A 25916-nucleotide genomic window follows, 5' to 3' on the forward strand; every position below is an offset into this window, starting at 1 on the left:
ACAGTGATGTGGGGGACTGAATCAATAGAGACCTATCTGAAAACGTTCATACAGCTTTGTCTGTGGATGGGCCTACCGATTTTGATTATAGGGATTATATATCTCTTGTTTCTAAAGAAAAGAAAGGATAAATAATATAACTTAAATGGAGGTGAAGGTATATGATGATGGGCCCAATTAGTATGATTTTATGGATTATTATTATAGGATTCATTATTTATGGGGTTATTCAATTAATAACAAAGTCATTTGAAAGAAAAGAAGATCCATCAATGCAAATCCTCAAGGAAAGATATGCAAAAGGTGAGATTAGTGAACAGGAATATGAGGAGAAAAAGAACACATTAGAAAGATAGTTTATATGCATTCCATTCATAAGTATGACAAATGTGTATAAGTTCACCCTTTATTGTAATATTCCAACCTAAGTAAATATGGAAACTCTAAACATAAGGTAGAAATCGGGTTTCAATAAAATGTGGAACTATTTATTAATCCTCACAAAATCAACAAAATCTTTGTTTACACTAAAACTGTATAGAAAGAAAGGAGGAAAAAACCATGAAACTAAAAACAGTACCTTTTCTTTTGTCGCTTTCCTTGGCGGCGGTATTGGTTGTAGGACAAGGTGTATTAGCTGAAGAATCAGAAAGTGACAAAACGGGCAGCATGATGAATGGGAACGGTATGACGAACATGATGGAAAATGGAAACATGTCTCAAATGATGGAAGCCATGAATTCACCAGAGGGACAAAAGATGATGAGGACCTGTGGCAACTTTATGGAATCCCAGGAAGATGGCAAAGGAAATAAGTGAGTTTTTAACCCCCTATTTATGGATAAGGCCTCATTCTGTGAGGCCTTATTTTAATCTATAGGTGATAGATATACAGAGGTGAATCGAAATGGGAAAATGGTTTCCGCGAATTTATGATATAGCAATGACCCCTTTTGAACAGGCCACGTTCAAAAAGGTTAGAAAAACACTTGTAAACGAAGCAACGGGGAGAGTACTAGAAATCGGCTCAGGTACAGGTGTGAATTTTCCTCACTATAAGAAGGCAACACGGGTAGATGCAATCGAACCAAACCCTTTGATGAGGAAACAATCACTTAAACGTATAAAACAATCCCGAGTGAGAATTCAAACCTACTCAGTCCAGGCGGAAAAACTTCCATTTGACGATAATACATTTGACTCCGTAGTAGCAACGCTTGTGTTTTGTACGATTCCAGACCCTGTACAGGCTATCAAAGAAATCCAGAGGGTCAGTAAACCGGAAGCGAGCTTATTCCTTTTTGAACATGTAAGGATGGACCATCCACTACTAGGGAGAATGCAAGATGGATTAACTCCTATATGGCTACGGATGTGTGATGGATGTCACTTAAATCGAGATACTTTAGGGTTATTAAAAAGTATGAATGTATCGATTTCAAGAGTCGATTCTCTATATAGAGGGCTTTTTTTAGCTATAGAATGTTCAAACAACACACAATGACATCAGTAACCTTCCACATAAAAGGGGTGTAGTAGCAACCTCTGTCCTACAGATAGGGAGAAGCCAACTAAGCTTATGTTTTTACATATATTTTCCCATATTGACGATGTGTAAGTTAGAAAAAATCAAAACAAGGGGGTTACAAACATGAAAGTAAAAAATCATCTTAAAATATTAGGCTTAACACTATTCTTATTTGCCTTTTTACCGATTCAAACATTTGCTCACAACCCAGAAGTAAGAGCAAATGGAAAGGGAAATTTATTTCAACAGTACACATGGTTCGAGATATTGAATCCAACCTTACTTTTTTCCTTAATAGTGGTCTACATTGTTTATCTTCGAACAATGCGTAAAATATCAAATACACGTTTAGGAGAGCGTAATCTTAAGAAAAAAGTATGTTTTATCCTGGGTTTATTTACAATTTATATTTCACTAGCAGGCCCTCTTGCTATCTTATCCAATAACCTTTTATTTAGCGCGCATATGCTTCAGCAGTCTTTTATGTATATCGTCATGCCTCCTCTCATTTTATTAGGTATGCCACCGGAATTTTATCAACTTTTGGATGAAAAGTTATCCAAACCAAGGTTCTTACGTATTTTAAAATCTCCTTTGTTTAATTTACTGTTATTTAACGTACTTTGGTCCTTTTACCACTTACCCTCACTATACGAATATTTTTTGGAGCACTTTATTTTATTGGAAATCTTGCATCTTGTCTTAACTACATCTGCCTTTTTAATGTGGATTCAGGTTTTTGCACCGGAAGATAAGATTAACGAAATGTCCTATATAAAGAAAATTGGTTATATGTTTGCGAATGGAATGTTAATTACACCAGCCTGTGCCTTAATTATCTTTGGGGGTGATGTAATGTATCCTTCCATATCTGAAGCACCCCAACTTTTCCCATGGTTTACTGATCTGCAGGATCAGCGATTAGGGGGAATCATTATGAAGGTCGTTCAGGAGTTTTCCTATGGGACCGCGATAGCCTATGTCTTCTTTAAATGGGCAAGATTGGAGAGAGCGAAGGATGCGCAAGTTGATGATTATCCAAGTGTAATAGTAGAGTGACATTTAGGTTATTTGATTACTGTAATTAAAAAGGCAGGACACTAGCGAGAAAACCTAGTAATAATAGATGTGGCTCCTTATCTGAGTGGTTAAAAATTAACATGTAAAACATTTATGAAAAGAGGAATTTCAGATGAAACCCCTATTTAGTTTTGGTCCTATTACGATCCACTTTTTTGGTTTGATGATAGCCCTTGGTGCGTTGGTAGGCCTTTTGTTATTTATAAGGGAAGCCAAACGAAGAAATTTAAATCACAACTTACTAACGGACATTGTTCTGTATTCATTAATAGGTGGCATCATAGGAGCACGGATTGTTTATATAGTCGTGTATAATCCTTCATATTATTTGGCCAACCCTATACAAGTATTTTTTATCCAAAATGGCGGACTATCCATTCACGGTGGGATTATAGGTGGATTATTGGTCGGTTATTTATTATTAAAGCGTCATAAGTTGCCAATCTGGAGAACACTGGATCTCGTTGCACCATCGTTAATTTTGGCACAAGGGATAAGTAGGATTGGGTGTGACGTATTTGGCGGTCCAATTTCTAGTGCTCTTCCTTGGGGGATGGAGATAAATGGGGAACTGTTGCATCCTGCTCAAGCGTATGAGTTTTTATTAGACTATCTCCTGTTCGGTTATTTATGGTTACGATTGAAAGTGACTTCCTATAATGGTCAGGTCTTCCTGCATTATCTGATTGGATATATGACTATTCGTGGTATCGTGGAATTTGCTAGAATAAACCCTATGGTTATTGGTCCTTTTAGTGTAAGTCATATCATGAGTTTAATAGGTATTACTGTTGCCATTTTCCTTATCAGATACCGTAAGGGAAGTGAATCAGCCGATAAGGGTAATCCAATTGAAAAAAGTGAATATATCAAAACTGGATTATTTGTGATATCCATTATGGTTTTTTCTTTACTTCTTTATTACGGAGTACAAGGGTGACAAATAGCAAAACATTCCTGATATCATTAGACAGACAGTTAGGATCTAGAAAAACGAGCAGTGGTTAGTTATATAGCCATTGCTCGTTTTTTATTAATTACAATAAAAAGATATTACGTAGTAATGGTCAACTGAAAGAGGTTAAGCAATTTGGATGGAGAACAGATTGTTTTGCTTACTCCTGTAGGAAATTTTTCAACAAAAGGTTTATTAATGTGGATTAACGTTGCAAGAATTACGATAGCCACATGACTAAAGCTTCATCATTCCTTCCATTCTCTTTAGTCGTTTATCTATCATATCCACTTTTTGTTCGATTTGCTTGGTTGTCTGCATATGTTCCATCATCATTTGTTTCATTTGTTCCATTTTGTCCATTTCCATCATCGGCATATTCATTTCCGTTCGCCCTGTGTAATAAGGATTGTAATATGGGTATTGATGATACAATTTTTTCTCACTCCTATAATTGGGACCTTGCCATTATGATATGAAGTTGCTGCTGAAACGTGTGCTTTTTACTATATGCCTCCCAGGATGGTAGAGACCGTCACTGCTGTATTAGCAACATGGCTAATACCACCGGGGTTGTACACGGAGAAGGTGTTAGCCCGAATATTGTACCAACGTATAAGCCTCTACAGGGGATGTGCTGATTCGTGGGGCCTATTTAGCACAATAAAAAGATATCACCAGTTCTATAATAGAACTGGTGATTTTAATTTTTTATAAATTAAATCATTATATCTGAATTCCTCAAACTTTTATCACATTTATTACCTATACTAAAAACACTTAAATTAAAGGGGGTGTAAGGCAGATGAGTTGGGAGCTACTTATCTTGTTAGCCTGTCCGTTGATGATGTTGTTCTGTATGAGAGGGATGTTTAGTGGTAACAAAGACAAGGGTGGAAAAGGTAAGGAAACAAAAAGCGCGGGAATACAGCCGGAAGTTTCTCAGCAGGATGTTCAATCTCTCCAAATCCAAATGGCTGAATTGATCGCAGAAAACCAAAAATTGATGCAGGACATGAATGACATGAAAGAAATCCAGTCATCGAAAGAATCTCCCTCAAAAAATGTAGTCGGAATAAAAGAAGGGCAAGAAAAAAAGACGAATACGGAAGTATCGTAAATGGCTTATGGGATTAACATGGCTTAGGCGATAGGCGGGGCATAGCCTACTCGCCTTTTCGTTTTGATGAATTGTAATGACTCATTTTGTAGAAAGAAGGTTTATGTAAGTTGGATCAGCTTTTCTATGTCTAAGATACCTCATGGAAAAATTATGGGAAATACAACTAACTTATAAAAACTTCACATTTTTTTGTTTAAATCAGAGTGCTCCAATTGCGAGTTTACATAGGTTTATTGGATAAAACCAATTGACAACATTTATTAGAAAGGAAGTCAGGTTATGAAACAGAATAAAAGTCGAAAAGGGCAAGGGAAACGTTGGATGCTCTGGTTATCAGGTATTGTCGGTTTAATATTAATTCTAACAGTATTAGGATTCATTCAGGGGAAACAAACCACCAATACCGATAAAGCTGGGGTTCCGGTAGGGACTGACGCCCCCAATTTTACTTTGGAATCGACCCGGGGACCCATCTCCTTAGCTGATTACCAAGGAAAAAACGTGGTCATATACTTTTATGAAGGAAATGGCTGACAAGCCTGTGTGGATCAGCTCGTTGGGCTGAATGAAAAAGTTGGAAAATACGCGAAGCACAATACGAAAATCCTAGCCATTACCACAGATCCGCTTAGGATGTCTAAACAGGTTGTACAAAAATATAACATTCAAATCCCTGTATTATATGACCCGAATCAGAAGGTAGGGAAACCCTATGGTGTGACTGATGTGCCTGGTGGGATGGACATGGGTCCGGTAGATACCCACTCGATTTTTGTCATCGATCAGGAAGGGATTGTACGTTGGTATGAAGTTTCTCCACAAGAAATGTATGTCCCTATCGAATCGGTTAATGAGGAGTTACAAAAGGTATGGGAGTGATTCGAGACCCGCGTATCATGCAGATTATGCTCCTTGGTACGTATGCGTTAACCGGAAAAATGTTATTGCAATTTCAATTCACAGTTATACAAATGGTTGTGACGCTAACTGTATGTATCTTGTTGGAATGGTTTTTTGTATATTTGAAAAATGGAACGGTCATGTGGCCGCACAGTGCGGTAATCACCAGTCTTGGTATCGTTTTGGTGTTACGGGCGGATACGGTTATTCCGTTTATAATGGCTTCGCTTGTGGCCATCGGCTTCAAACATTTGCTTCGGTACCGGGAGAGTCATATTTTTAACCCTTCCAACATCGGAATTTCGATGATTGCCGTTCTGTTTCCACTTACAACCTCCACAGACCCTGTCCAATGGGGATTCTATCTTTGGATTCTTGCTGTGATGTCTTTAGGAGGACTGTATTTGGTTCATAAGGTCCACCGTTTACCACTCGTATTATCGTTCTTTTTTAGCTTTGTGGGAATTCAGTGGATACGCCACATAATTTGGACTGATGCTTTGAATGCAAGTTTTAGCTCTTTTATGTGGGCCGGATTATTTGTTTTTACATTTAACATGATCACTGATCCAAAGACATCCCCAAAGGACGTAAAGAAACAGATCTACTTTGGATCTTCTATCGCTTTGACTTCTCAGGTCATGATCCACCTGAACATCCATAGCGCTTTGTTCATTAGTTTAGCTATCATATGTTTAGGGCAGTTCCTTTGGAAGTGGGTCCGTGACCTTAGCATGTCTAAAGGAAAGCAAGCCCCTGTTAAGACGAATTGAAAACGTGAAAGAAATGATTGTATATCAGTGTGATTGAATAGGGGTTTAAAGCCATGAAAAGGTTAATCCATTTCACTATCTTTATATAAAATTAGGAGGCTTCACACTTTCACCAAATTTTTCTGTCAGTCTATGAATAGAAAGTTAATAGGATAACTTTCTGGACATTCATACCCCTCTGGTGGGATGTCATCATATAGTTGAATAATCTGGAGAAAAGAAAGGGATGAGACGTATGGAGAGATGTAACGAGACTCTTGTTTCAACGCAGTGGGCGGATGATCACAAAAGTGATTCAAATGTACAGCTTGTTGAAGTAGATGTAAACAATAGGGCTTATGAGTCCGGCCACATCGAAGGGGCGATTGCCTGGAATTGGTCGACACAGTTGAACGATCAGATTCGCCGTGACATTTTAGATCAAGACCAAATGAAGGAATTGCTCGAGCAGTCGGGTATTACCCCTGACACACTCATTGTGCTATACGGGGACAACAATAACTGGTTCGCTGCGTTTGCTTATTGGCAGTTGAAGATGTTTGGTCACGAAAAGGTGAAGCTTATTAATGGTGGGCGCGTAAAATGGGAAAAGGAAGGACGCTCCTATACAGAGGAAAATTTCAGTGTTGAAGGAGTTAACTATCCGTTACCAAAAGAGGTTCATCCGTCCATTCGCGCGCTACGTCCAGACGTAGTTGGTGCACTCAAGAGTGCAACAGCATTTATCGACGTTCGAAGCCCTCAAGAGTTTACAGGTGAGATCATCGCTCCCCCGGGTATGACGGAAACCGCACAACGCGGTGGCCATATTCCTGGTGCGGTTAACATTCCTTGGAAGACGGCAACAAACGATGATGGTACTTTCAAATCAACGGAGGAATTGAGAGATATCTATGCTGATAAAGGTGTAACCCCTGATAAAGAAGTCATCACTTATTGTCGTATTGGAGAACGGTCTGCACATACATGGTTCGTGTTGCACGAATTACTCGGCTATAGAAATGTCCGTAATTACGATGGTTCTTGGACAGAGTGGGGCAGTATGGTCGGCGTGCCTGTTGAACGGTAAGCCCTTCTTTTAGGTATTGGATGGTTTTCGATGGTACATGATAATGTGAAAATAAATTAAGGTGAGTGATAGCATGGGATGGTTCCTCAAAAGAATCTAAAAAAGAAACAAGCGCAAAGTCTTCAAATTTAACTCCCATTGATCAATTAAAAATTCGTCTAGCAAACGGTGAGATCACTATAGATGAGTATCTCCGAATAAAAGCAGTTTTAGAAGAATAGTAAGACAAAACCCAGCGGCTTTATGAAGGCGCTGGGTTTTGTCTTATACAAGCGAATTATATCTGTCAATCATTTGAAGTATGAAAATGTTTGGCTTTCCTCATAAAAAATACATATTTTTTGACTATAATCCAATAAGGTTAAGCTGATAGGGAAACCTACTTCATTTTCTAAATGGGGATTTTGTCCATGTAGAAAAAAGGAATGAAAAAACTACGAAGACGAGGTGATGATGTGAAAAGACGATGGAAATTAATTCTCGTAGCAAGTCTTTTCTTTGGTGTAATAGGGATGCTGATTTATACCAGCATCGGAAATGCTGCTACATTTTATATGACAGTGGACGAGCTGAAGGCCAAACAAGAACAGGCGATCGGAAAGCCTATCAAGGTTAGCGGAAAGATTGTCGGGGAGTCGGTTCAATTTGATGCAGATAAGATCCTGCTAACATTTGAGTTACGTGGAGAAAATGGGGGCACTTATCGCGTCCCTATCAAGTATGAAGGAGTTAAACCCGACACATTAAATGATGGTTGGGAGGCCATTGTGGAGGGTGAGCTAACAGAAGATGGTACATTAGTTGCTTCCGAATTGTTAGTGAAATGTCCTTCGAAATATGAAGCGATGGAGAAAGAAGGGCAAGAACCTCCACCTAGTCATCCTGAATCAGAAAAAACACAAAAAGGTGGTTACGAGGAATGGGAGAAATAGGCCGCTGGGCCCTTATATTTGCACTGATAATTGTTTCTTACGGTCTAATTTCGCATTTAATAGCGATACGAACCGGTAGTGGAAAGTGGCTGCGGAGTGCGAAAAATTCCGTACTGATACTAGCAGGACTCACAACGCTGGCATCTGGATCTCTGATTTACTTATTAATTATCGGAAATTTTGACTATGAGTATGTTGCCCATTACTCAAGTACAGACATGGCGCTCTTTTACAAAATTTCTGCATTTTGGGGAGGGAATGCTGGTTCCCTATTACTTTGGTTATGGATCCTCAGTATTTATACCGCACTAGTCACGTGGTCCAAACATAGAGAAAGCGATCAATACTTACCATGGGTATCTACGTTTTTATTGGTCATCAATTTGTTTTTTGTTCTTATCCTCAATACGATTGAATTCCCATTTGCCTTAAATCCGGAGGAAGTAAATGAAGGAAATGGATTAAATCCACTGCTACAAAATCCGGGAATGGCCGTACATCCGGTTACGCTTTATTTGGGGTATATCGGGTTTGCTATTCCGTTTGCTTATGGCATGGCAGCTTTAATGTTGAAAAAGGTTGATGCTACTTGGCTAAAAGTAACTAGACGCTGGACATTAGTCTCGTGGTTATTTTTAAGTATCGGAATTATTTATGGTTCTCAGTGGGCTTACGTTGAATTAGGATGGGGAGGGTTCTGGGCCTGGGATCCCGTAGAAAATGCTTCTTTACTACCTTGGTTGACAGGTACAGCTTTTCTTCATTCAGCGATGATCCAGGAAAGAAAAGGAATGATGAAAAGATGGAATATATCGCTTGTGACTACGACGTTCCTTCTTACTATATTTGGAACCTTTCTAACGCGTAGTGGTCTACTTTGGTCGATTCATGCTTTTGCGAACGGTCCGATTGGAGCCTACTTCTTAGGGTTTATTGGGCTATTACTAGTTGGTTCACTAGCCTTGATTTCATCACGTTGGTCCCTATTAAAAGGAGATGGTCAATTTGAGTCACCCGTTTCAAGAGAAAGCGGTTTCTTGTTGAATAATCTTTTACTCGTCGTATCAGCTTTTACAGTGTTTTTGGGTACCGTCTATCCGGTACTTTCGGAAGTGGTCACAGGTTCAAAAGTGATGGTTGGCGCCCCCTACTTCAACCGTGTGAATGTTCCGATATTTATTGCGTTAATTCTAGCCATGGGTATCGGCCCTGTTCTAGCTTGGAAGCGATCCAGTCTAAAGGCGTTGAAGTATAATCTAGGGGTCCCCCTTGTCATTACATTCATCATAGCGGTCGCATTAATAGCTATAGGTATTAATAACTGGATGGCTGTTTTATCGATTAGTAGTGCTTTATTTGTAATGATGACCATCATACTTGAGTTTTCTAACGCTGTTCAAGCAAGGATGAAAGCAACTGGCGAAGGTCTTATCCGTTCTTTTCTTATGTTATTTGTAAAAAACAGAAGGAGATATGGTGGCTATATTGCGCACCTTTCAATTGTTTTTATTGTGATTGGACTAACAGGGGCTAGTGCTTTTTCTGTAGATTTACAGCGGGGTCTAAATACAGGAGAAAAAATGGACGTTGGCAAGTACACTCTAGAGTATCGAGGGCTAGGAGAGACAACAACGGACTTGAAGCGAATCGTATATGCAGAGTTTCTTGTTGAGAAAGATGGTAAAGAAATGGGTGTGATTCGTCCTAGTAAGGAGTACTACACGAATGGAAACCAACCGGCAACTGAAGTTTCGGTCGTCAGCACCTTAAAGGAAGACCTCTATGTCGTTCTAAATGGTTGGGTTGAAGAAAGTGGGAAAGCCATTATTCAAGTAAAGATTTTCCCTCTTATTTCTTGGACATGGTTTGGTGGATACCTATTAATTCTTGGTTCCTTAATCGCTTTATGGCCAGAAAGATCCCGTAGAGTAAGAGACATCCCTCGGTTGAAAATGGAGTCGATACAAAATGGCAGTAAAACTTAAAAGGTTCTATCTATATTTAACCACGATCTTGTTTATAACCATTTTTCCACGACAAGGTCTTGCGCTTGAGGATAAATTGTCTGTGACAAGAAGTGAGGTATTGAACGTGGCAAAAGAAATCCATCCACCGGGTTGTACAGACTCGCGGACGGCTGATTACTGCCAGCGATCTAGTGCTTACGAAGTTCGGGGGGAAATTCAGGGCTTGCTTGAACAGGGCATGAACAAGGGACAAGTTATCGATCATTTGGTCCAAAAATATGGTGAACGTATCTTAGCTGCCCCAGCTGCAGAAGGGCTCCATCTAATCCCCTGGCTTCTTCCGGGAATAGTTATGGTATTGGGTGGTGTACTTGTTGCAATCCTTATTTATCGGTGGGTGAAAAAGAAACCCAATGATGCAGAAGAAGAAAATCGTTCCCAACCAGCATTTACAAAAGAGGATGAATTAAAGGTTCAGGAAGAATTAAAGAACTGGTTATAGGAAGGGGAGAGTACGAATGCCAACAACGATTATTATCATATTAGGAGTAGTCATATTAATGATTCTCCTTTCTCCTTTTTTATCCAAAAGGTCTGAAAACCAGATCTTCAGGGATCAAGGAAGTGGCGACCAGGAGAAAGAATATATTTTTTCTCAGTTGGCTGATTTAGAATATGACTTTCAGATGGGGAAGCTTTCTGAAACGGATTTTAACAAATCAAAAAGTGAGTTAACCGCTAAAGCTACAAAGTTTGTTCAACCAACGGAAAGCAGATTAGAACAAACACAAGCAGAGGTAGATCATCAAATAAGAATTCGTTTAAAGAAAAACGGGTTGGAACCCAAGACGGAGGGCCGTTATGAAAGTTAAACAATTTCCCTATATCCTTGTCATCATGGCTATATTTTCTTTTATGATTTATCCATCCCAAGCGTTTGCAGATAGTAAGTATCCTGTTCGGATAACCAATCAGACCATGGTCGTCTTCCCAGTCGATGAAAACACCATCCAAGTTGTTCAAAGTATGAGTTTTAAAAATAACGGAAAGCAAAAAGAAGAAAAACTACCCATTTATCTCCCGGAAGATTATGCTGATTTACAGCTTGGAGAAGGATTAACAGAGGAAAATATCGAGAAAACAGCAAAAGGAATCATTGATAAGACCGGTCTTGATGGTGGAAAAGAAAAACAACTCGTTGTTTTTTATAAGATGCCCATGTTCAATAGCTCTTCCCAATTTGCAATTGAACAATCCTATGTAACAGAGAAGGTTCAGGTTGCTATTCAAACGGGCGTTTTATCATTTACAGCAAGCGAGCTGCTGCCACAGTCTGAACTATTTGAAATGAACGGTAAAGAATTCCGGCGCTTCACTCATGTAGATGTTCACCCAGGTGAACCATGGACGCTTTCCTTCCGATTATTGAAAACATCTACACAGTCACCTTCAGAAGAGGGGGAACAGAACAATGCAAATAAACCAGGAGCAAAATATACGGAAGACGGATTGAAAATTATCGGAAATGACGGTTTTGGCTATGGAAAGGCTGCTTTTACTATTGTCATTATTATTGTCGCACTTGCAGCCGCCTTAATAGGCTTAAAGCGAGACTTACTAAAAACAACTGGGGATCATAGAAAAGTAAAACGATCATGGCTTGTGGATGAAAAGGAAATGCTGTTTGAAGAAATCATTCAGTTGGAAAGAGATTACCAGTCCAACCTAATAACAGAGGGAACGTACGAAAAGACAAAGGAAAAAACAAGGGAACATCTTGTTCGAGTGACAATGGAATTGAACAAGGGTCCCAGGGATAATGGAATTACAAAATGTCAATTTATTAATGAACGAAAAAAACGTGCTACGATCAATCAACCTTCATTGGAGACAAGGGGAGTCTATCGCGTTAATAGGGGCCAATGGGGCAGGTAAATCCTCCTTACTTAAAGTGCTGTCTACCTTGGTCAAGCCCAGTTCGGGTAATATAAAATACCCTGTCGGTATTTCGATAAGACAATGGAAGGAATCGCTAGGGATAGTGTTTCCGGAAACATTTCTATATGATGGGCTAACCGGATATGAAAACCTGCAATTTTACCAGAAGTTGTACGGGAAGGTTGACAAAGATGGAATTTCTCAAGTTTTGGAGCAGGTAGAACTATCACAAGTTCAACATGAACTCGTAAGTTCCTACTCTAAAGGTATGAAACAACGGTTATCTATAGCAAGGGCCCTCGTTCACTATCCGACATACTTTCTTTTAGACGAACCCTTTGATGGACTTGATTTGGTTTCAAAACAGGTACTCGAGGACCTTTTACAGCAAATGCACAAAAAGGGTACGAGCTATATTTTGGTTAGCCATGATACTGAACATGCGTGGAAACTGTGTGACCGGGCGCTTCTTATGCATAAGGGAAGAATTGTATTAGAGGAGAAGTGTACCAGGGAAGGCTATCTTCGTTTTACAAATCTATATAACGCCTTGTTTAAGGAGAATCAACATGATATTTCTTAGACAAGTTTCTTTAATAATAACACGTGATTTACGGATCGAGTTTAGAAGTAAGTCGCTTTTGCTATCAATGGTTGTTTTTGCATTATTATTTCAGGTGTTTCTCCAGATTGTATTCGATGCTAAAACACAGGCGCTTCAAATGGTTTCCCCAGGTGTTTTGTGGCTGCCTGTCTTGCTATCAGCTATGCTTGGTTTTAGCAAGTATGGTTCAGCAGAAAGAGAAAACGGAGCTATTACAGGTCTGTTGGTGTCTCCCATGGACAAAGGGGCGCTATTCTTAGGGAAGCTAATAGGAAATTATTTGCTCGTTTTTATTGTAATCATGACTTCTGTACCCATTTTCTTTTTATTTTTAAAGCAACCATACCCCGACTCCATTGGATTGTTGATAGCTACACTTCTATTAGGAAGCTGGGGTTTCGTAGCAATAGGTGTTTTTTTCACTACTCTAGCACAATCAAGCAGTGTCACTGAGTTGCTTGTGCCGATTATGATTTTCCCATTAGCTGTACCTTTATTTTTAGCAATTATCCAGTTAACGGAAATGGCACTATACCCGACACTTGGTATGGGAGAAGGCTTATGGATCTTGTTATTAATCGGTTATAATCTTATTTTCACCATTGTCCCTTTATTCTTATTTGATCTTTTGCTGGAGGTTTAGGATGATAAAAAAATATGTAAATCAAATGAAGTTATCTTTAACTGTAGTAGCAGGAATTTTAATGGTTATCCAATTATATATGGCGTTTTACTATGCTCCGACAGAGAAATTTATGGGGCATATCCAACGGATTATGTATTTCCATGTTCCAAGCGCCTTTGTCGCCTTTGCTGCGTTTGCGATTGTATTTGCAGCTGGTCTTATGTACTTATATACAAAAAATAAAAAGTGGGATTACTTGGCGTTATCATCGGCAGAAATTGGGGTTGTTTTTACGACATTTGTACTTATCTCTGGTTCCCTTTGGGCAAGACCCGTTTGGAACGCCTGGTGGGTATGGGATGATCCACGGTTGGTTACATCTTTAATCATGTGGTTTATTTATGTTGCTTACTTGATGATTCGAACTTCTGTTCAAGGAGAAGAACGCTATCGTAAGTTTTCAGCTATTTTTGGAATTATAGGGTTTATTGATGTACCATTAGTTTATTTTTCGGTGAAGTGGTGGAGAACCATCCATCCAAAGGTCATTGATAAAGAAGGCGTACACATGCCACCAGAAATGGCTCAAACACTATTCTTTAGTATCTTTGCATTTTTGTTTCTCTTCGTAACCTTGCTGCTTTATCGCTATGTACTTGAAGACCAACGAGAAAAGATAAAAGAACTAAAAAAATAACCTGGAAAAAGGACGGTATAACTATGACTTATTTGTTTGTAGGTGTAATCATACTATGGATTGGTATTTTATTCTATATGGGTCGACTATACAGCCAACAAAAGAAAGTTTCACGTAAGTTAGACGAGTTACAGTGAAAACTTTTTAAGAAAGGGGAGGGAACATGCTTAGGAAGATTATACGGATCACTTCTCTTATCGCCATTTTAGCGGGATTTACTTATGTAGCAATTAATTTAGGTCAGAACTCAACTGCGGCTGAGATAGGGGACCCTGCACCTGAATTTACTCTGGAAGATATGGATGGAAATATGGTTAGCTTATCGGATTATCAAGGGCAGTTTGTCGTTTTGAATTTTTTTGCATCCTGGTGTCCACCTTGTAGAGAGGAAGCACCGGAACTGCAAGACTTTGAGGAACAGTACGGAGATCAGGCAAAATTGTTGTTCCTCGATCGAGCAGAACCGAAGGTGAGCGTCCAAGAACATATTGAAGAGTTTAACTCTACGTCAACCTATCTTCTAGATTATAACGACTCTATGGCGAAGCCGTATGGGGTCAGAGGACAACCCGAAACCTTTTTCATCGATGAGAAAGGAATTATCCGTTATCATCATGTTGGGCCCATGACGACGGAATTTGTGGTTGAAACAGTAAACAAGTATAGAAAGACACCGTTGAAATAAATCATTTGAGGGATATTCATGAATATAAGCTTATTTAATCAACTTGTTGAACTGTTTAATTTTTTAACAGATCCGTTATGGGAGTTATATAACTCCCATAATGGTTATGAGGGGGAACCGTTTCTAGGTGCTGTATTGTTAGGAGTTATAGTAAGTACCTATCCTAGTCAGATTGCTGCTCACTTAGGTGCTGTTACTTATATCTCTAGCGAAATGGTTCACCGGATTAATTGGTGGAAAACGGTTATTGGTTTCTTTACGGGTAAATTGGTAAGTGTTTACTTGGCAGTAAGCCTTATTTTATGGTCAGAGAGTACGTGGGTCACTTCTTTTTTTGAGAACATAAGGCCTTTAAGTGTCCCAGTTTTTTTGTTATTAGGGATATCCCTTTTAGCACATATTATAAGTTTCCGCAAAATAGCAAAAAAGAAAAAAGTAAAAATAGGGAACTACCCATTCTTAAAGGGGGGATTAATAGGTTTCGTACTCTCTCTTTTTATGGATCATGGTGTCATCAACCTTTTACGACTATACACCCCATGGTTAGCTAACGAATCTGTAGCCAATAGTTGGTTCATTTCTTTTTTATTTGCTTTTACATCTTTTGTGCCTGTTTGGATATTCAGTATAATGAGTTACGGTTTTAAGCTGGATACTTTTTTAAGGAAACATTCCACGAGGAAATCGCTTAAAGTATTTTTCGGATTTTCTCTTATCATAATTGCATTAAATCTCTTTTTTCTTTATCAAAAATAATTAGAAAAGAGCTAGAAAGGCAGCTGTAGATTACTATGAATGGATTTACTTTACGGACATGTATATTGTCTTACTTTATTTTGTTCTTCTTTTTATTATTTGCCTATGCCTCACCTGCAGGAGCCCATTCTTCACTAGAAGAAACGTTCCCCAAAGGGGGGGAAGTTTTGGAGGGACCACCTTCAACGATTGAGGTTTGGTTTCAAGACCCCGTCGTTATTCACGAGGGTTCTATCAAGGTGATCAATTCAAAGGGTAAAGAAGTCCCTGTTTTAAAGTCTGAACAAGATCCTAAAGATGCAGGGCATGTTATTACAAAATTAGATAAAGAATTAGCACCTGGAGAGTTCACAGTAAAAATTAACGTAATTGCTCAAGATGGGTTTATCATTGAGGAGGAGTTTAGATTTTCGATTAGTAATGCAGCAAAGTCTGAATCTGAGGAATTAAAACTAGTTAAATCAAATGTTTCTGATGGAGAAATACACAAAGGGCCCCCGGGACAAATAGAATTATGGTTCAATCAACCAGTTGAAGTAAGAGCCATTGGCATTTTTAATAGTCGATATCAGCCCGTTGGAACGAAAAGACCACAGGTCGATTCGGATAACCCTAGGCACATATCTGTTCCAATTTCAAACACACTTTCCCCTGGGACTTATCAATTAACTTGGAGTGCTTCACCGACTAATAAAGAAATGCAGACCGTTCTAAATAACAAACAAGGTGTCTTTTATTTTGCGGTTGACAAGTTTTCTTCGATGACACCCGAAAATACGGGTGATTTTGACTGGGATACTCTCAGTTTCTCCATTGGACTTAAGCAATTAGCCTACTGGTTAACGTTTATTGGGTTAACAATTTTGTTCGGAATATCATGGTTTTATTCAATCCTCCTAAAAAATAGGCTTAAAAAAACCCTGCAAAAGAGCACACAGCTTCTATTTTATCTAGTCAGCCTAGTAGGAATGACTTTACTAATTGTTCATCATAGATTGGATCTTCCCGAATTAGCAATAAAAGAATTTTTATTGTTAAAGTTCACATGGATACCTATTTTACAGATTATTCTCCTCTCCCTAGGTATGTGGATAAAAAAGATGCGTTTAATATTATTCGGTATAGCCTTAATATTATGGCCCTTTATCATTGGTCATGCCTCTTATCCACGTTACGGCGGTTACATTACTATGATCATGACTGCTTTTCATATTATTGCAGTAGCCATTTGGATGGGGGGACTTTTTTCACTCATTGCCAAACCGAAACATCTAGAAAGAAAGGAATGGCTACAAAGAGTCGGTCCCACTTTTTCTAACTGGGCCATGATAAGTGTTAGTGTCATCCTATTTACTGGTATCTGGATGACGGTCGAGTTTCTGCCCTCTACTTCATTAGAAAGTTTTTTAGAAAGCGAATGGGGTAGGTCTTTACTAATTAAGACAGTACTGTTCTTTTTATTAATCATAATAGGATATGTCCAACGAAAAACGGTTAAGCAACTTAGTTCCAAATTTACGTTTTCCTTTTTCAAAAGAGTTAGAATAGAAGCAGTATATGGGCTCATCATTTTCTTTTTTGCGGCATCTTTAGTTGCGGCTAACCCTAGTGCAGCTGAACAAGGAGTTTATAGGGAAACACCAGAAGCACCAAATAATTTGGATTTGAATGTTGAAATTACTCCGCTAGAGATGGGGTTAAATACCATTACGTTAGAATTCAAAGAAAACCCTAAAATTAGAAATGTGAAAGTCGAACTGAGTATGCCACCTACATGGCAAGTTGAAAATAATGCGTTTCAAGTTGGGAAAGGAATATATAAATTGACCGGAAATTTACTACATGGTGCTGGAACGATTAATATGAAAGTGAAAGTTCTGATGGAAAATGGGAAAGAGGTTCGGTTACCATACACGATTGTGGTGCCTGGGGAAGTACGTAATCAAAGCGAAAATACTTCCATTTGACTAAAAGATATTTGCCCCTGTAGTGGAGAAACTTGTTTGGTTAAATATTACTCCTCAAATAAATTACTGAACATAACAACCGATCTAAGTTTCTTCCATGATACAGAGGTTTGTATTTGTATCAAATAATAAATCGATAGGGGGTGCTTTATGAATACAATACACCATGGCTTCTGGACATATTTTATCTTTCGAAAAAAAAGGCAACTGGTTAAGTGGTTTGTCATAGGTTCAATTGCACCAGATATTATCTATTTTGTGATGTTTCTGTATTTAGGTGTACAGAAGGAAATACTAACCCTTTCTTTATTGCTAGATCTATTTAAGATGCCAATGTTTGGATTTCCTTCAGATAGTTCAAACATGGCTTTGACTCAATTACATGACTTTATTTTAGAAATGTTTCAGCATCCCATTGTAGAGATTTTACGATTTACTGGACATTCCTTGTTCGTTTGGACCGTTCTTTCAGGTCTGGTATATTGGAGAATGGGTTTTAAGCTTTCTCCACTTAAGGCTTTTTTATTGGGGTGGTCAGGACATATCCTTACAGACCTATTAACCCATGCAACGGATGCTACACCCATTTTATATCCTTTGAGTGATTTAATTATACGAGGCCCCATTTCATACTGGAATCCGGATTACTATGGTAAAGAGTTTAATATAGTCAATAACATCCTACTTGTTTTGGCAACTGTTTATTTAATAATAAGGTTTCTGCAAAGGGTGACAAATAGGGGGAAATAAAGTTTTCATAACAAAGCTATATTTGACAAGAATCGTAAACCTATGTATAAGTTGTTTCATCAATAGAATTATAAATTTATTGGAGAAAATAACAAGAATTCCACTTATTTTAGGATGTGGGATATAACTGAAGGTTGGAAGGCGATAACCACTGAATAGATAAAATAGAAGCAATGGACCGCAGACAAAAAAATATCGTTTTCCCTAAGTCTTTCACAATACACATTCATCAACTTTTTGACTTGGATTAGTATTTATAATACATCCCTTTATTCATAAATTAGCGCTAGTAATATTATCCCCCTGTCACTATAGGAATAACTCCTAACTTAACATACTCTGACGTAACATCCATTATAAACACGAGGATAAAAAGGATTACTCCATAGGAGATCACAAGTTTTGCAAGACTTCGAGCTGCCCTTGTAAATTTAAGGACTGTTAAAGCGAAAATTATTGTGGTAAGTGTGATTAGGATGGATAAGGCATTCTGTACTAAGAAGTCCATGCTCACACCTCCTCCCCTATATAAAGTTAACTACTTGAAACATGTTTCCCCCTTATAAAAAATCACTATTAGATGGTTGGAAAATACCCCTACACGGTTTAATTCTATACATATAACTTAATTACCTTCCCATACCCATTAAACTGACTGGTTATCTACAGAGGAGTTGAATTCCTTAAACGAGAGATCATCTTTCGGATATATATTGGATTGTCGGTTTTCTAGCGCTACTTTCACTTTTTGGGGGGATTTGTCTTTATTATTAGAACGAGTGTTTAATGTAAGGGTGGCTAAAACACTTCTACTGATGTCTGACCTCCTTCATTGTTTCTCACTAACAATATAATTGATAATTTTGCAGATTTAGTGCAGATAATTCAGCCGATTGATTCAGTATTGATATGTGGAGAATGGTTAAAGTATTAGGGATAAGGAGGTATTAAAATGGGAGTATTACCAACATCACCGTCAAACATGGATACATGTATTGAAGCTTGTTTTCAATGCCTAAGAGCATGTGAAGAATGTCTGACAGCTTGCTTGCAAGAACCTGATGTACAAACAAGGGTTAAATGTATTCAAACATTAAATGACTGCGCTGAGATTTGTAATCAATCAGTACAGTATATGTCGCGTAACAGTGCATTTTCACCCCAATTGTGCAGCCTATGTGCAACGATTTGTGAGCAATGTGCAGAAGAATGTGAGCAGTTAAAAGACACGCATTGCCAAGAATGCGCAAAAATCTGCCGGCAATGTGCAGAAGAATGCCGTAAAATGGCTGGTTGATTTTTAACTGCTAAGTAGAGTGTCGGGAAACGTTTCCCGACACTCTACTAGTATTCATTAAAAAGTTTTTATAATTGTAGAGTATAAAGTGAAACTCCAGTCAGTGACGAAAAGATTGACGAGATTGGCTAACCAAGGGGAGGTATAGTCAATTTTAATAAGGGCATAGATGAATTGGAAAGTTGTGCTAGTGAGCACAGAATCAAAAGTTGCGAGGTGAAACAATTATGGATTACTCATTATGGCTTTCTATCGTTCCTTCTATTATTGCCATTGCATTAGCAACCTGGACAAAGCAAGTGATTCCTTCCTTGTTGATCGGTTTATGGGTAGGTAGTTTTATAATAACCGGTTCCTTTCTCGGATCTATTTCTCAAACCGTGGAGTATATTGTGGGTGTTTTGTCTGATCCAGGTAACCTTGATATCCTCCTTTTTTTATTTGTGTTCAGTGGTTTAGTGGCGCTTATCCAACTTTCAGGGGGTGTGCAGGCTTTTGCACGTTTCATGGAAAATTACATTAATAATGCAAAGAAGACATTAATTGTTTCGTGGCTTTTACTACCTATAACCTTTATTGACTGTGGGTTTCGTGTGGTGGCTACAGGGTCAATTATGAAACCCTTGGCTGAAAAATTCTCGGTTTCTAGGGAGCGTTTAGCGTATATGTTAAATAATTCGGCTAGTCCTGTTATTGTGTTAATTCCTGTTGCCACTACTTATATCGGTTATATCCTTGGAGTATTAGGAAAAGGCATGGATGCTGCAGGGGTTGAAGGTTCGGCTTTTCAGCTTTTTTTAGCCAGTATCCCTTTTCAGTTCTTTAGCTTTACATCGGTTGCCATAGCATTGCTTTCTGTGATTGTTGGATGGAATTTTGGGAAAATGAAACAAATGATCCAATCATCCCAAGGAGACGATGCTAAATCTCGTAATCAAGGGAATCCCTCTTTATCGACCGCCCGTTCTATGGAAATGTCCAAAGAACTTGGAAACACGGATAAGTCGGACACTTCCAAAGACCAAATGGGTGTTACTTCAAAAGGGGATATGGAGCAAATGGATATGGGTATAGGCGAAGCATCCTTAAAACCCCGATTGTTTAATCTTTTACTTCCGATTTTTGTGTTAATCCCCTTGAGCTTTTATTTGATATGGTGGAGTGGTCAAAAGGAGGCTGAAGGTCAAAGTATTATTGAAATATTCACCGCAGCTAACCCTTCAAGATCCATGTTCTTAGCGTTATTCATTACAGTGATGTTTACGGCAGCATTATATCTAATTCAGGGGATTAAATTAAAAGAAATGACTGATAAGTTTATTAAAGGCGGAAATAAGCTAATGACAACCATTGTTATATTAGCAGTTGCATGGCCGATATCTGATGTATCCCAGGACCTCGGGCTAACGGATCTGATTCAAATCACCTTGGGCGGAGCACTGACGCCTGTATGGGTGCCAGTGATAGTGTTCATAGTGTCTGGATCTGTAACTTATTTTATTGGTTCTTCTTGGGGGCGTGGGCCTTAATGATGCCTATTGCTATTCCACTTGCAGTGGCGACTGGGGTAGTATCCCTCTTGCGGTAGCTGCAGTTTTATCTGGAGGTACGTTTGGTGATGTTACCTCACCAGTGTCAGGCATGACAGCAATGTCTGCTGGTGCAGCAGGGGCTGACCACATGAAGTATGTTCGAGCGATGACACCTTACAACCTCATAGCCGCATCATTAGCAGCAGGCCTATTTATCGTAGTGCCCTTTTTTATCACTTGAGTAAAAAACATGGAAAACCATCCAGGCAGACTCATGCAATTCCACAAATTGATGCACAGTCAGTAAGTGTTTTAATATCCTTGTGCGTAGGCTCTGGGTTGGCACTACACCTGGCCAACTCATTATTCTCAAATAAGTGGAATGGATGTGAAGTAAACAATATTACTGAGTAAATTATGAAGCCAGTACCTGTGAAAAGGAACTGGCTTTTACTTATTTAATATGTGCTGTAAATGCTGGTACGTATCGATTTGATCCTGAACAGATACATGCGGTACAAATGCCCAACCCATTCTTTTGATAAGTTCACCATATCTTTCCTGTAATGCAGCTTGCAGTGCCATCTCAATATGTGCACGTCGAACATTAGGATTCTTCATCATTAAAGCAGAGACAAAGTTGTTATCTGCCATAGACTTTGTTCCAGCCCGTGCTTCTAAAGCAATCGATTTATTGTTTAATGTATTTTGTCCCCATGCTTCTTCTGGACGATACTGATCCCCTGTAAAGGATTCGAGGGATGGGACTTCGATATATCCGTTTTGATACGGATTGATCAGCATTAACATCACTTTAACGTGAATTACCTCGATTTGAAGATCAATGATTTGCTTTAATTCAGCATTTGTTACCTCATTATGGTAATATTTTAGCTTACTAAGCATTCCTTCATGGGTTGACAGATGTTCAGCCATCAGGATATCTTCCCCAAAATAACGTCATCTACTTATTACCGTATGAGAAAGAAACAATAAATGTGGGGAAGATATCAGTCGTTTATTTTAGCTTTTCTAAACTTTAAAAGTTTTGCAATGGTGGCAACAATTACTGTACTTAAGGACATCAAGACCCAATAACGGGGCTAGAAATATTTCCTAATGAAATAAGGACTCCTGTGGGAGATCCCCAGGCATAAATCCTACCGATTAAACAATTGACTTATATACTATAGGGGGGTATTATATACTTAAGCCAATTTTTGAAGGAGGATAAAGATGAAAAGCAGGAAAATAATGGTGGCAATCACTTTACTCATCTCTGCATTCTTACTAGCCGCGTGTGCCGGTAATAATGAAGAAAAGAGATCGGAAGAAAATGAGGAGAACACAAACACTGAATCTAGTTCTGATGAACATTCGGGCATGAACCATTCAAGTTCGGGTGAAGTTCCTGAGGATTTGGCTGCAGCAGAGAACCCGACCTATGAGGTAGGAAGTCAAGTCATCATCGAAGAAGGCCACATGAAAGGAATGGAGGGTGCTGAAGCAACCATTACTGGTGCCTATACTACTACTGCTTATGTTGTTTCCTACACCCCTACCACAGGCGGTGAAAGAGTAGAAGATCATAAATGGGTCATACATGAAGAAATAAAGAACGCTGGTGAAGAGCCTTTGGAACCCGGAACAGAGGTAACACTAAATGCATCACATATGAAAGGAATGGAGGGTGCAACGGCTGAAATCGAATCAGCCAAACAAACAACTGTATATATGATTACTTATACTCCAACTACCGGTGGGGAAAAAGTGACCAATCATAAATGGGTAACAAGAAGTGAATTATCGACTAAATAAAGTTTTAATAAGACGATATATGCTAAATCCATCAAAAGAGCTTATCCTTAAAGGGGTGAGCTCTTTTAAGTTCAGAAGAACTTTTAACCACCCGTTTACCAGCGTAAATCTCCTAATTTTATTAAAAAATTGTTGAAGATCCCTTCAAGGGGAATATAATATTTCTCCACCCCAAATTTCGGATTTTTAAACGAAGGGAACATATGATCCGGTATAATAACTTCAGAGAAGGAAGGAATCTTCTTCATTTTGTAACCTCCCCTGATAAATCAAAATTGCTACAGGTCCTTCCTTCTCTCCTGTTACTCAAAGTGTTCAACTTGAGTACACCCTGTACATGCAAAATAAAATATTAAGGTTATTAATTACTATTTAAATTACGTAGTCAAAATTGTCTTCTATGCCGGATAAGACCATTCAAAGGAAGGTACCTACCGGCAATAGATAAAGAAGCACAGGAAGAAGGAAAGTGACACTAAGCACCCCGGTGGAGAATTGGATCCCCGTGGTATGATGAATTAGGCTTTTTTTGAACTTCCTTAATGTTGTAAAATCATTAATTTCCTGAAGCTACCCCGACTCATAAAAAGCTTGAAGATTTGACTCAGACCTATGGTTTTCCATTTATTTTAAAGTCTTTTATTATTAATTTGCTTTCAGGATTCAGCCTATAAGTTTAAAATATGACGTCTTCGTGATTCATTTGACTTATATTCAATTTAATGAGTAGTTTCCACTACTAGTTATTCAACGGTTTTGCTAATAGTAAATTCTTCTTTGAGAATCTGTTCCCCTTGTGGAAAATTAAACTCTATTTGCCACCCTCCTACACCGTGAAGGTTATATTTTTTGGCTAATCGGTATTTGGCCAAAAGACTTCTTGCATCCTCAAACCACACTTCATGACGAACACCGTTTTCATCTGTATATCTAAACCACGGGGCACCTGACCTATGATCATAATGAATCACGCTGCCATGTTCAATTGCCTTCTCTAAAGCATACCGTTGTGAATAAGCTTCTGCTTCAACATTCTTATCTGATAAAGGCCAATCGTAAGCATAAAGTGGTATACCCAAAATGATTTTTTCATTGGAAATGACAGATGTGGCATAATTTAGAGTCTTTCTTATACTACTAATAGGTGCTATCGGACCGGGTTTCCCACCAAGCCAATGCCAATCATAAGTCATTAAAAATAGAAAGTCAGCATGTTGGCCCAGTGTTTGATAGTCATAGGCAGCGTTCCAACTTGGTGTGTTCGGACCACTCAATGGTGGAACGGCAAGAGCTACCTCCATTCCTACAGGATGAAGTCTGTTGCTTAATTCTTTTATAAATTGATTAAATAATGACTTGTCCTTTTGCTTTAAACCTTCAAAGTCAATGACGACTCCTTTCAGGTCATACTTGTTTAGAACCTTGTATATGTTTTCAGTCAAGTTGTGCCTTGCCTGTTTGTTTGAAAGCAAATGATGGGCAAGCTGTTCATCAAAGCCTTTAGAAGGAGACAGGTTTGTAACCGTTGCATAAGGAGTTATATTGCGTTTCCAAAGGCGATTTTTGAACGTTTCCATGTGTGGTAAATCACTTAATTGACCGTTATAGTCTGGATGATACTCAAAGGCTGCAATACTGGAGAGAAATTTTAGTTTTTGTTCTATATTACTCTTGTCTTCATTCATTAAGATCGATGAAGGATACGCAAAAGCTCCAATCATGATATTTGGCCGGTTTGAGGGACCGGGAATGGCAAGGTGTTGTCCGGGAATAATCCGATTTGACTTCAAACTGTTTCTCTTTATTAATTGTGAAACAGTTAGTTGGTGTCTTTGAGCGATTTTCCACAGACTATCTCCTTTTTCAACGATATAGGTGTCTCCCTGAATGAGTAACGATTGTCCAGGTGACAATTTATTTATATTTCGTAAACCATTGGTCTTAGTGATATCATCAACACCTACATTGTACTTGGAAGCAATTTCCTTAGCGGTATCACCATGTTTTACAACGTAAATCACAGATGCAAAAACAGGGTTCGCTGAGTTTAAAACGAAAATAAAGGATAGGATACAGATCGAAATTTTATACAGCAATTTTTTTTAACACCTTTCATGTTTTGATAATTTTTATGGCCTTAATCCCCGCTTATTTTTTCTACTTAGAAGATCATAATTTTTAGATCAATCCACTTTGGTGAACAGGGTATAGTTTTCCTTCCAATGCAAAAGAGACCCTGCCCGTTTCCTCCGAGACAACGAGTACCAGTGCATCACTTCGTTCAGATAATCCAATTGCTGCTCTATGCCGTGTCCCAAAGTTTTCCCTACCGGTAGTCTGTCGTGAGAGAGGCAGTACATTTCCAGCTGATATGATTGAATTATCTTCTATTAAAACAGCACCATCATGGAGAGGGCTGCCCGGATAAAAAACAGACTCCAGTAAGGCATATGAAACGGATCCACCGACCGGGATACCGGAATGCATCAATGATGAGAGTGGTTCTTTTCTCTGAACCGCTATTAACGCACCATGTTTACGTTCGGAAAGGTGCTGAATCGCTGTTGATAATGCTTGATAACTATCTGTGAAAGGTGATAAATAAGCTGTTAAATAGTAGGAAGATGCCGTCATGTGCAGGTTATTGAATACACCATGAACTTGTTCAAATTCATCTAAGATACAACAGTCCTTATCCTCAATAGTGATAAGCAAATGATCAATTTCCGTTGTGATTTGATGTAAATATTTCTTTAAATGTTGTTTTACTGGTCCAGAAAGATCCGGTTCCTCAGTGGCCATTTGTTTACACCTGCCTTCATTTTTGTCACATTATCTTTCCACTTTCTTATAAGTAATATGCTTTTTAAACACTTTTTCTAACAATCCCGGCAGCACTTCGCTACTAACTTGTTCTGAA

The 25916-nt window shown here is 38.6% G+C and carries 33 protein-coding genes; 27 read left to right on the plus strand and 6 right to left on the minus strand.

What is annotated here, in order from left to right; all coding sequences use genetic code 11:
• Positions 1 to 161: 161 nt before the first annotated feature.
• The 5 genes from MUO15_RS00470 to lgt all read left to right on the plus strand — a co-directional run bounded on the left by MUO15_RS00470 (position 162) and on the right by lgt (position 3548).
• The gene (locus MUO15_RS00470; protein ID WP_245032577.1) at positions 162 to 356 is read left to right on the plus strand and encodes an SHOCT domain-containing protein; all 195 of its coding nucleotides are present in this window, start codon (positions 162 to 164) and stop codon (positions 354 to 356) included.
• Positions 357 to 561: 205 nt separating this feature from the next.
• Positions 562 to 819 (plus strand): hypothetical protein, encoded by a 258-nt coding sequence (locus MUO15_RS00475; RefSeq protein WP_245032579.1) that lies wholly within the window; start codon positions 562 to 564, stop codon positions 817 to 819.
• An 88-nt stretch (positions 820 to 907) separates the two neighbouring features.
• On the plus strand, positions 908 to 1504 hold the full coding sequence (locus MUO15_RS00480) for a class I SAM-dependent methyltransferase (protein WP_245032581.1): 597 nt from the start codon (positions 908 to 910) through the stop codon (positions 1502 to 1504).
• A gap of 147 nt (positions 1505 to 1651) precedes the next feature.
• A complete protein-coding gene (locus MUO15_RS00485; protein ID WP_245032583.1) occupies positions 1652 to 2587 on the plus strand; it encodes a cytochrome c oxidase assembly protein in 936 nt (311 codons plus the stop codon).
• Between the two features lie 133 nt (positions 2588 to 2720).
• Positions 2721 to 3548 carry a prolipoprotein diacylglyceryl transferase gene (gene lgt / locus MUO15_RS00490; RefSeq protein WP_245032585.1) on the plus strand — a complete coding sequence of 276 codons (828 nt, stop codon included), beginning with the start codon at positions 2721 to 2723 and terminating at the stop codon, positions 3546 to 3548.
• 252 nt (positions 3549 to 3800) lie between these two features.
• Here the strand turns inward: lgt and MUO15_RS00495 are convergent, their stop codons facing one another.
• Entirely contained in the window at positions 3801 to 3998 is a 198-nt protein-coding gene (locus tag MUO15_RS00495) for a hypothetical protein (RefSeq protein WP_245032587.1), read from the minus strand.
• Between the two features lie 370 nt (positions 3999 to 4368).
• Here MUO15_RS00495 and MUO15_RS00500 point away from each other — a divergent pair, with 370 nt between their 5' ends.
• The 18 genes from MUO15_RS00500 (at position 4369) to MUO15_RS00575 (ending at position 18349) form a co-directional block, all read left to right on the plus strand.
• A complete protein-coding gene (locus MUO15_RS00500; protein WP_245032589.1) occupies positions 4369 to 4683 on the plus strand; it encodes a DUF2933 domain-containing protein in 315 nt (104 codons plus the stop codon).
• 324 nt (positions 4684 to 5007) lie between these two features.
• On the plus strand, positions 5008 to 5565 hold the full coding sequence (locus tag MUO15_RS00505) for a peroxiredoxin family protein (protein ID WP_245035776.1): 558 nt from the start codon (positions 5008 to 5010) through the stop codon (positions 5563 to 5565).
• The gene (locus MUO15_RS00510; protein ID WP_245032591.1) at positions 5556 to 6359 is read left to right on the plus strand and encodes an RnfABCDGE type electron transport complex subunit D; all 804 of its coding nucleotides are present in this window, start codon (positions 5556 to 5558) and stop codon (positions 6357 to 6359) included. Before MUO15_RS00505 ends, MUO15_RS00510 begins: the two co-directional genes overlap by 10 nt.
• A 235-nt stretch (positions 6360 to 6594) precedes the next feature.
• Complete coding sequence (locus MUO15_RS00515; protein ID WP_245032592.1) at positions 6595 to 7428, plus strand: sulfurtransferase; 834 nt, start codon at positions 6595 to 6597, stop codon at positions 7426 to 7428.
• A gap of 65 nt (positions 7429 to 7493) precedes the next feature.
• Positions 7494 to 7649: an SHOCT domain-containing protein gene (locus tag MUO15_RS22035; RefSeq protein ID WP_396266286.1), complete on the plus strand. Its 156-nt coding sequence runs from the start codon at positions 7494 to 7496 to the stop codon at positions 7647 to 7649.
• A 234-nt stretch (positions 7650 to 7883) separates the two neighbouring features.
• The gene (locus MUO15_RS00520; RefSeq protein ID WP_245032594.1) at positions 7884 to 8360 is read left to right on the plus strand and encodes a cytochrome c maturation protein CcmE; all 477 of its coding nucleotides are present in this window, start codon (positions 7884 to 7886) and stop codon (positions 8358 to 8360) included.
• The gene (locus tag MUO15_RS00525; protein ID WP_245032596.1) at positions 8348 to 10345 is read left to right on the plus strand and encodes a heme lyase CcmF/NrfE family subunit; all 1998 of its coding nucleotides are present in this window, start codon (positions 8348 to 8350) and stop codon (positions 10343 to 10345) included. Before MUO15_RS00520 ends, MUO15_RS00525 begins: the two co-directional genes overlap by 13 nt.
• Positions 10329 to 10829 carry a cytochrome c-type biogenesis protein gene (locus MUO15_RS00530; RefSeq protein ID WP_245032598.1) on the plus strand — a complete coding sequence of 167 codons (501 nt, stop codon included), beginning with the start codon at positions 10329 to 10331 and terminating at the stop codon, positions 10827 to 10829. Before MUO15_RS00525 ends, MUO15_RS00530 begins: the two co-directional genes overlap by 17 nt.
• Positions 10830 to 10845: 16 nt before the next feature.
• Positions 10846 to 11199, plus strand: coding sequence for a c-type cytochrome biogenesis protein CcmI (gene ccmI, locus MUO15_RS00535; RefSeq protein ID WP_245032600.1), 354 nt, complete (start codon positions 10846 to 10848; stop codon positions 11197 to 11199).
• On the plus strand, positions 11189 to 12262 hold the full coding sequence (locus MUO15_RS00540) for a hypothetical protein (protein WP_245032601.1): 1074 nt from the start codon (positions 11189 to 11191) through the stop codon (positions 12260 to 12262). The genes ccmI and MUO15_RS00540 overlap by 11 nt, the downstream gene beginning before the upstream one ends.
• The gene (locus MUO15_RS00545; protein WP_245035778.1) at positions 12174 to 12848 is read left to right on the plus strand and encodes an ABC transporter ATP-binding protein; all 675 of its coding nucleotides are present in this window, start codon (positions 12174 to 12176) and stop codon (positions 12846 to 12848) included. The genes MUO15_RS00540 and MUO15_RS00545 overlap by 89 nt, the downstream gene beginning before the upstream one ends.
• On the plus strand, positions 12835 to 13512 hold the full coding sequence (locus MUO15_RS00550) for a heme exporter protein CcmB (RefSeq protein ID WP_245032602.1): 678 nt from the start codon (positions 12835 to 12837) through the stop codon (positions 13510 to 13512). The genes MUO15_RS00545 and MUO15_RS00550 overlap by 14 nt, the downstream gene beginning before the upstream one ends.
• A gap of 1 nt (position 13513) precedes the next feature.
• Positions 13514 to 14191, plus strand: coding sequence for a cytochrome c biogenesis protein (locus tag MUO15_RS00555; RefSeq protein ID WP_245032604.1), 678 nt, complete (start codon positions 13514 to 13516; stop codon positions 14189 to 14191).
• A 23-nt stretch (positions 14192 to 14214) separates the two neighbouring features.
• Positions 14215 to 14328 (plus strand): CcmD family protein, encoded by a 114-nt coding sequence (locus MUO15_RS22040; protein ID WP_396266288.1) that lies wholly within the window; start codon positions 14215 to 14217, stop codon positions 14326 to 14328.
• Between the two features lie 26 nt (positions 14329 to 14354).
• On the plus strand, positions 14355 to 14876 hold the full coding sequence (locus MUO15_RS00560) for a TlpA family protein disulfide reductase (protein WP_245032606.1): 522 nt from the start codon (positions 14355 to 14357) through the stop codon (positions 14874 to 14876).
• 18 nt (positions 14877 to 14894) lie between these two features.
• Positions 14895 to 15632: a hypothetical protein gene (locus MUO15_RS00565; RefSeq protein ID WP_245032608.1), complete on the plus strand. Its 738-nt coding sequence runs from the start codon at positions 14895 to 14897 to the stop codon at positions 15630 to 15632.
• A gap of 35 nt (positions 15633 to 15667) precedes the next feature.
• The gene (locus MUO15_RS00570; protein ID WP_256464156.1) at positions 15668 to 17599 is read left to right on the plus strand and encodes a copper resistance CopC/CopD family protein; all 1932 of its coding nucleotides are present in this window, start codon (positions 15668 to 15670) and stop codon (positions 17597 to 17599) included.
• A 150-nt stretch (positions 17600 to 17749) separates the two neighbouring features.
• The gene (locus tag MUO15_RS00575; protein ID WP_245032612.1) at positions 17750 to 18349 is read left to right on the plus strand and encodes a zinc dependent phospholipase C family protein; all 600 of its coding nucleotides are present in this window, start codon (positions 17750 to 17752) and stop codon (positions 18347 to 18349) included.
• 295 nt (positions 18350 to 18644) lie between these two features.
• Here the strand turns inward: MUO15_RS00575 and MUO15_RS00580 are convergent, their stop codons facing one another.
• Positions 18645 to 18857: a hypothetical protein gene (locus tag MUO15_RS00580; RefSeq protein ID WP_245032614.1), complete on the minus strand. Its 213-nt coding sequence runs from the start codon at positions 18855 to 18857 to the stop codon at positions 18645 to 18647.
• Between the two features lie 444 nt (positions 18858 to 19301).
• Between MUO15_RS00580 and MUO15_RS00585 the strand changes: the two genes are divergently transcribed.
• The 3 genes from MUO15_RS00585 (at position 19302) to MUO15_RS21575 (ending at position 21419) form a co-directional block, all read left to right on the plus strand.
• The gene (locus MUO15_RS00585) at positions 19302 to 19646 is read left to right on the plus strand and encodes a four-helix bundle copper-binding protein (protein ID WP_245032616.1); all 345 of its coding nucleotides are present in this window, start codon (positions 19302 to 19304) and stop codon (positions 19644 to 19646) included.
• A 227-nt stretch (positions 19647 to 19873) separates the two neighbouring features.
• On the plus strand, positions 19874 to 21175 hold the full coding sequence (locus tag MUO15_RS21570) for a Na+/H+ antiporter NhaC family protein (protein WP_256464157.1): 1302 nt from the start codon (positions 19874 to 19876) through the stop codon (positions 21173 to 21175).
• Positions 21165 to 21419, plus strand: a complete 255-nt coding sequence (locus MUO15_RS21575) for a Na+/H+ antiporter NhaC family protein (protein ID WP_256464158.1) — start codon at positions 21165 to 21167, stop codon at positions 21417 to 21419. Before MUO15_RS21570 ends, MUO15_RS21575 begins: the two co-directional genes overlap by 11 nt.
• A 209-nt stretch (positions 21420 to 21628) precedes the next feature.
• Here the strand turns inward: MUO15_RS21575 and MUO15_RS00595 are convergent, their stop codons facing one another.
• A complete protein-coding gene (locus MUO15_RS00595) occupies positions 21629 to 22114 on the minus strand; it encodes a spore coat protein (protein WP_245032618.1) in 486 nt (161 codons plus the stop codon).
• A gap of 300 nt (positions 22115 to 22414) precedes the next feature.
• Between MUO15_RS00595 and MUO15_RS00600 the strand changes: the two genes are divergently transcribed.
• The gene (locus MUO15_RS00600) at positions 22415 to 22996 is read left to right on the plus strand and encodes a YdhK family protein (protein ID WP_245032620.1); all 582 of its coding nucleotides are present in this window, start codon (positions 22415 to 22417) and stop codon (positions 22994 to 22996) included.
• A gap of 95 nt (positions 22997 to 23091) precedes the next feature.
• On the opposite strand, the gene MUO15_RS00605 is transcribed toward MUO15_RS00600, so the two are convergent.
• The 3 genes from MUO15_RS00605 to cdaS form a co-directional block, all read right to left on the minus strand.
• A complete protein-coding gene (locus MUO15_RS00605; RefSeq protein ID WP_245032622.1) occupies positions 23092 to 23244 on the minus strand; it encodes a hypothetical protein in 153 nt (50 codons plus the stop codon).
• A 495-nt stretch (positions 23245 to 23739) separates the two neighbouring features.
• Entirely contained in the window at positions 23740 to 25092 is a 1353-nt protein-coding gene (locus MUO15_RS00610; protein ID WP_245032624.1) for a glycoside hydrolase family 18 protein, read from the minus strand.
• An 82-nt stretch (positions 25093 to 25174) separates the two neighbouring features.
• Positions 25175 to 25798, minus strand: a complete 624-nt coding sequence (gene cdaS, locus MUO15_RS00615) for a sporulation-specific diadenylate cyclase CdaS (protein ID WP_245032625.1) — start codon at positions 25796 to 25798, stop codon at positions 25175 to 25177.
• Positions 25799 to 25916: the final 118 nt, after the last annotated feature.

The sequence above is a fragment of the Halobacillus amylolyticus genome, from assembly GCF_022921115.1.
GTDB lineage: Bacteria > Bacillota > Bacilli > Bacillales > Halobacillaceae > Halobacillus_A > Halobacillus_A amylolyticus.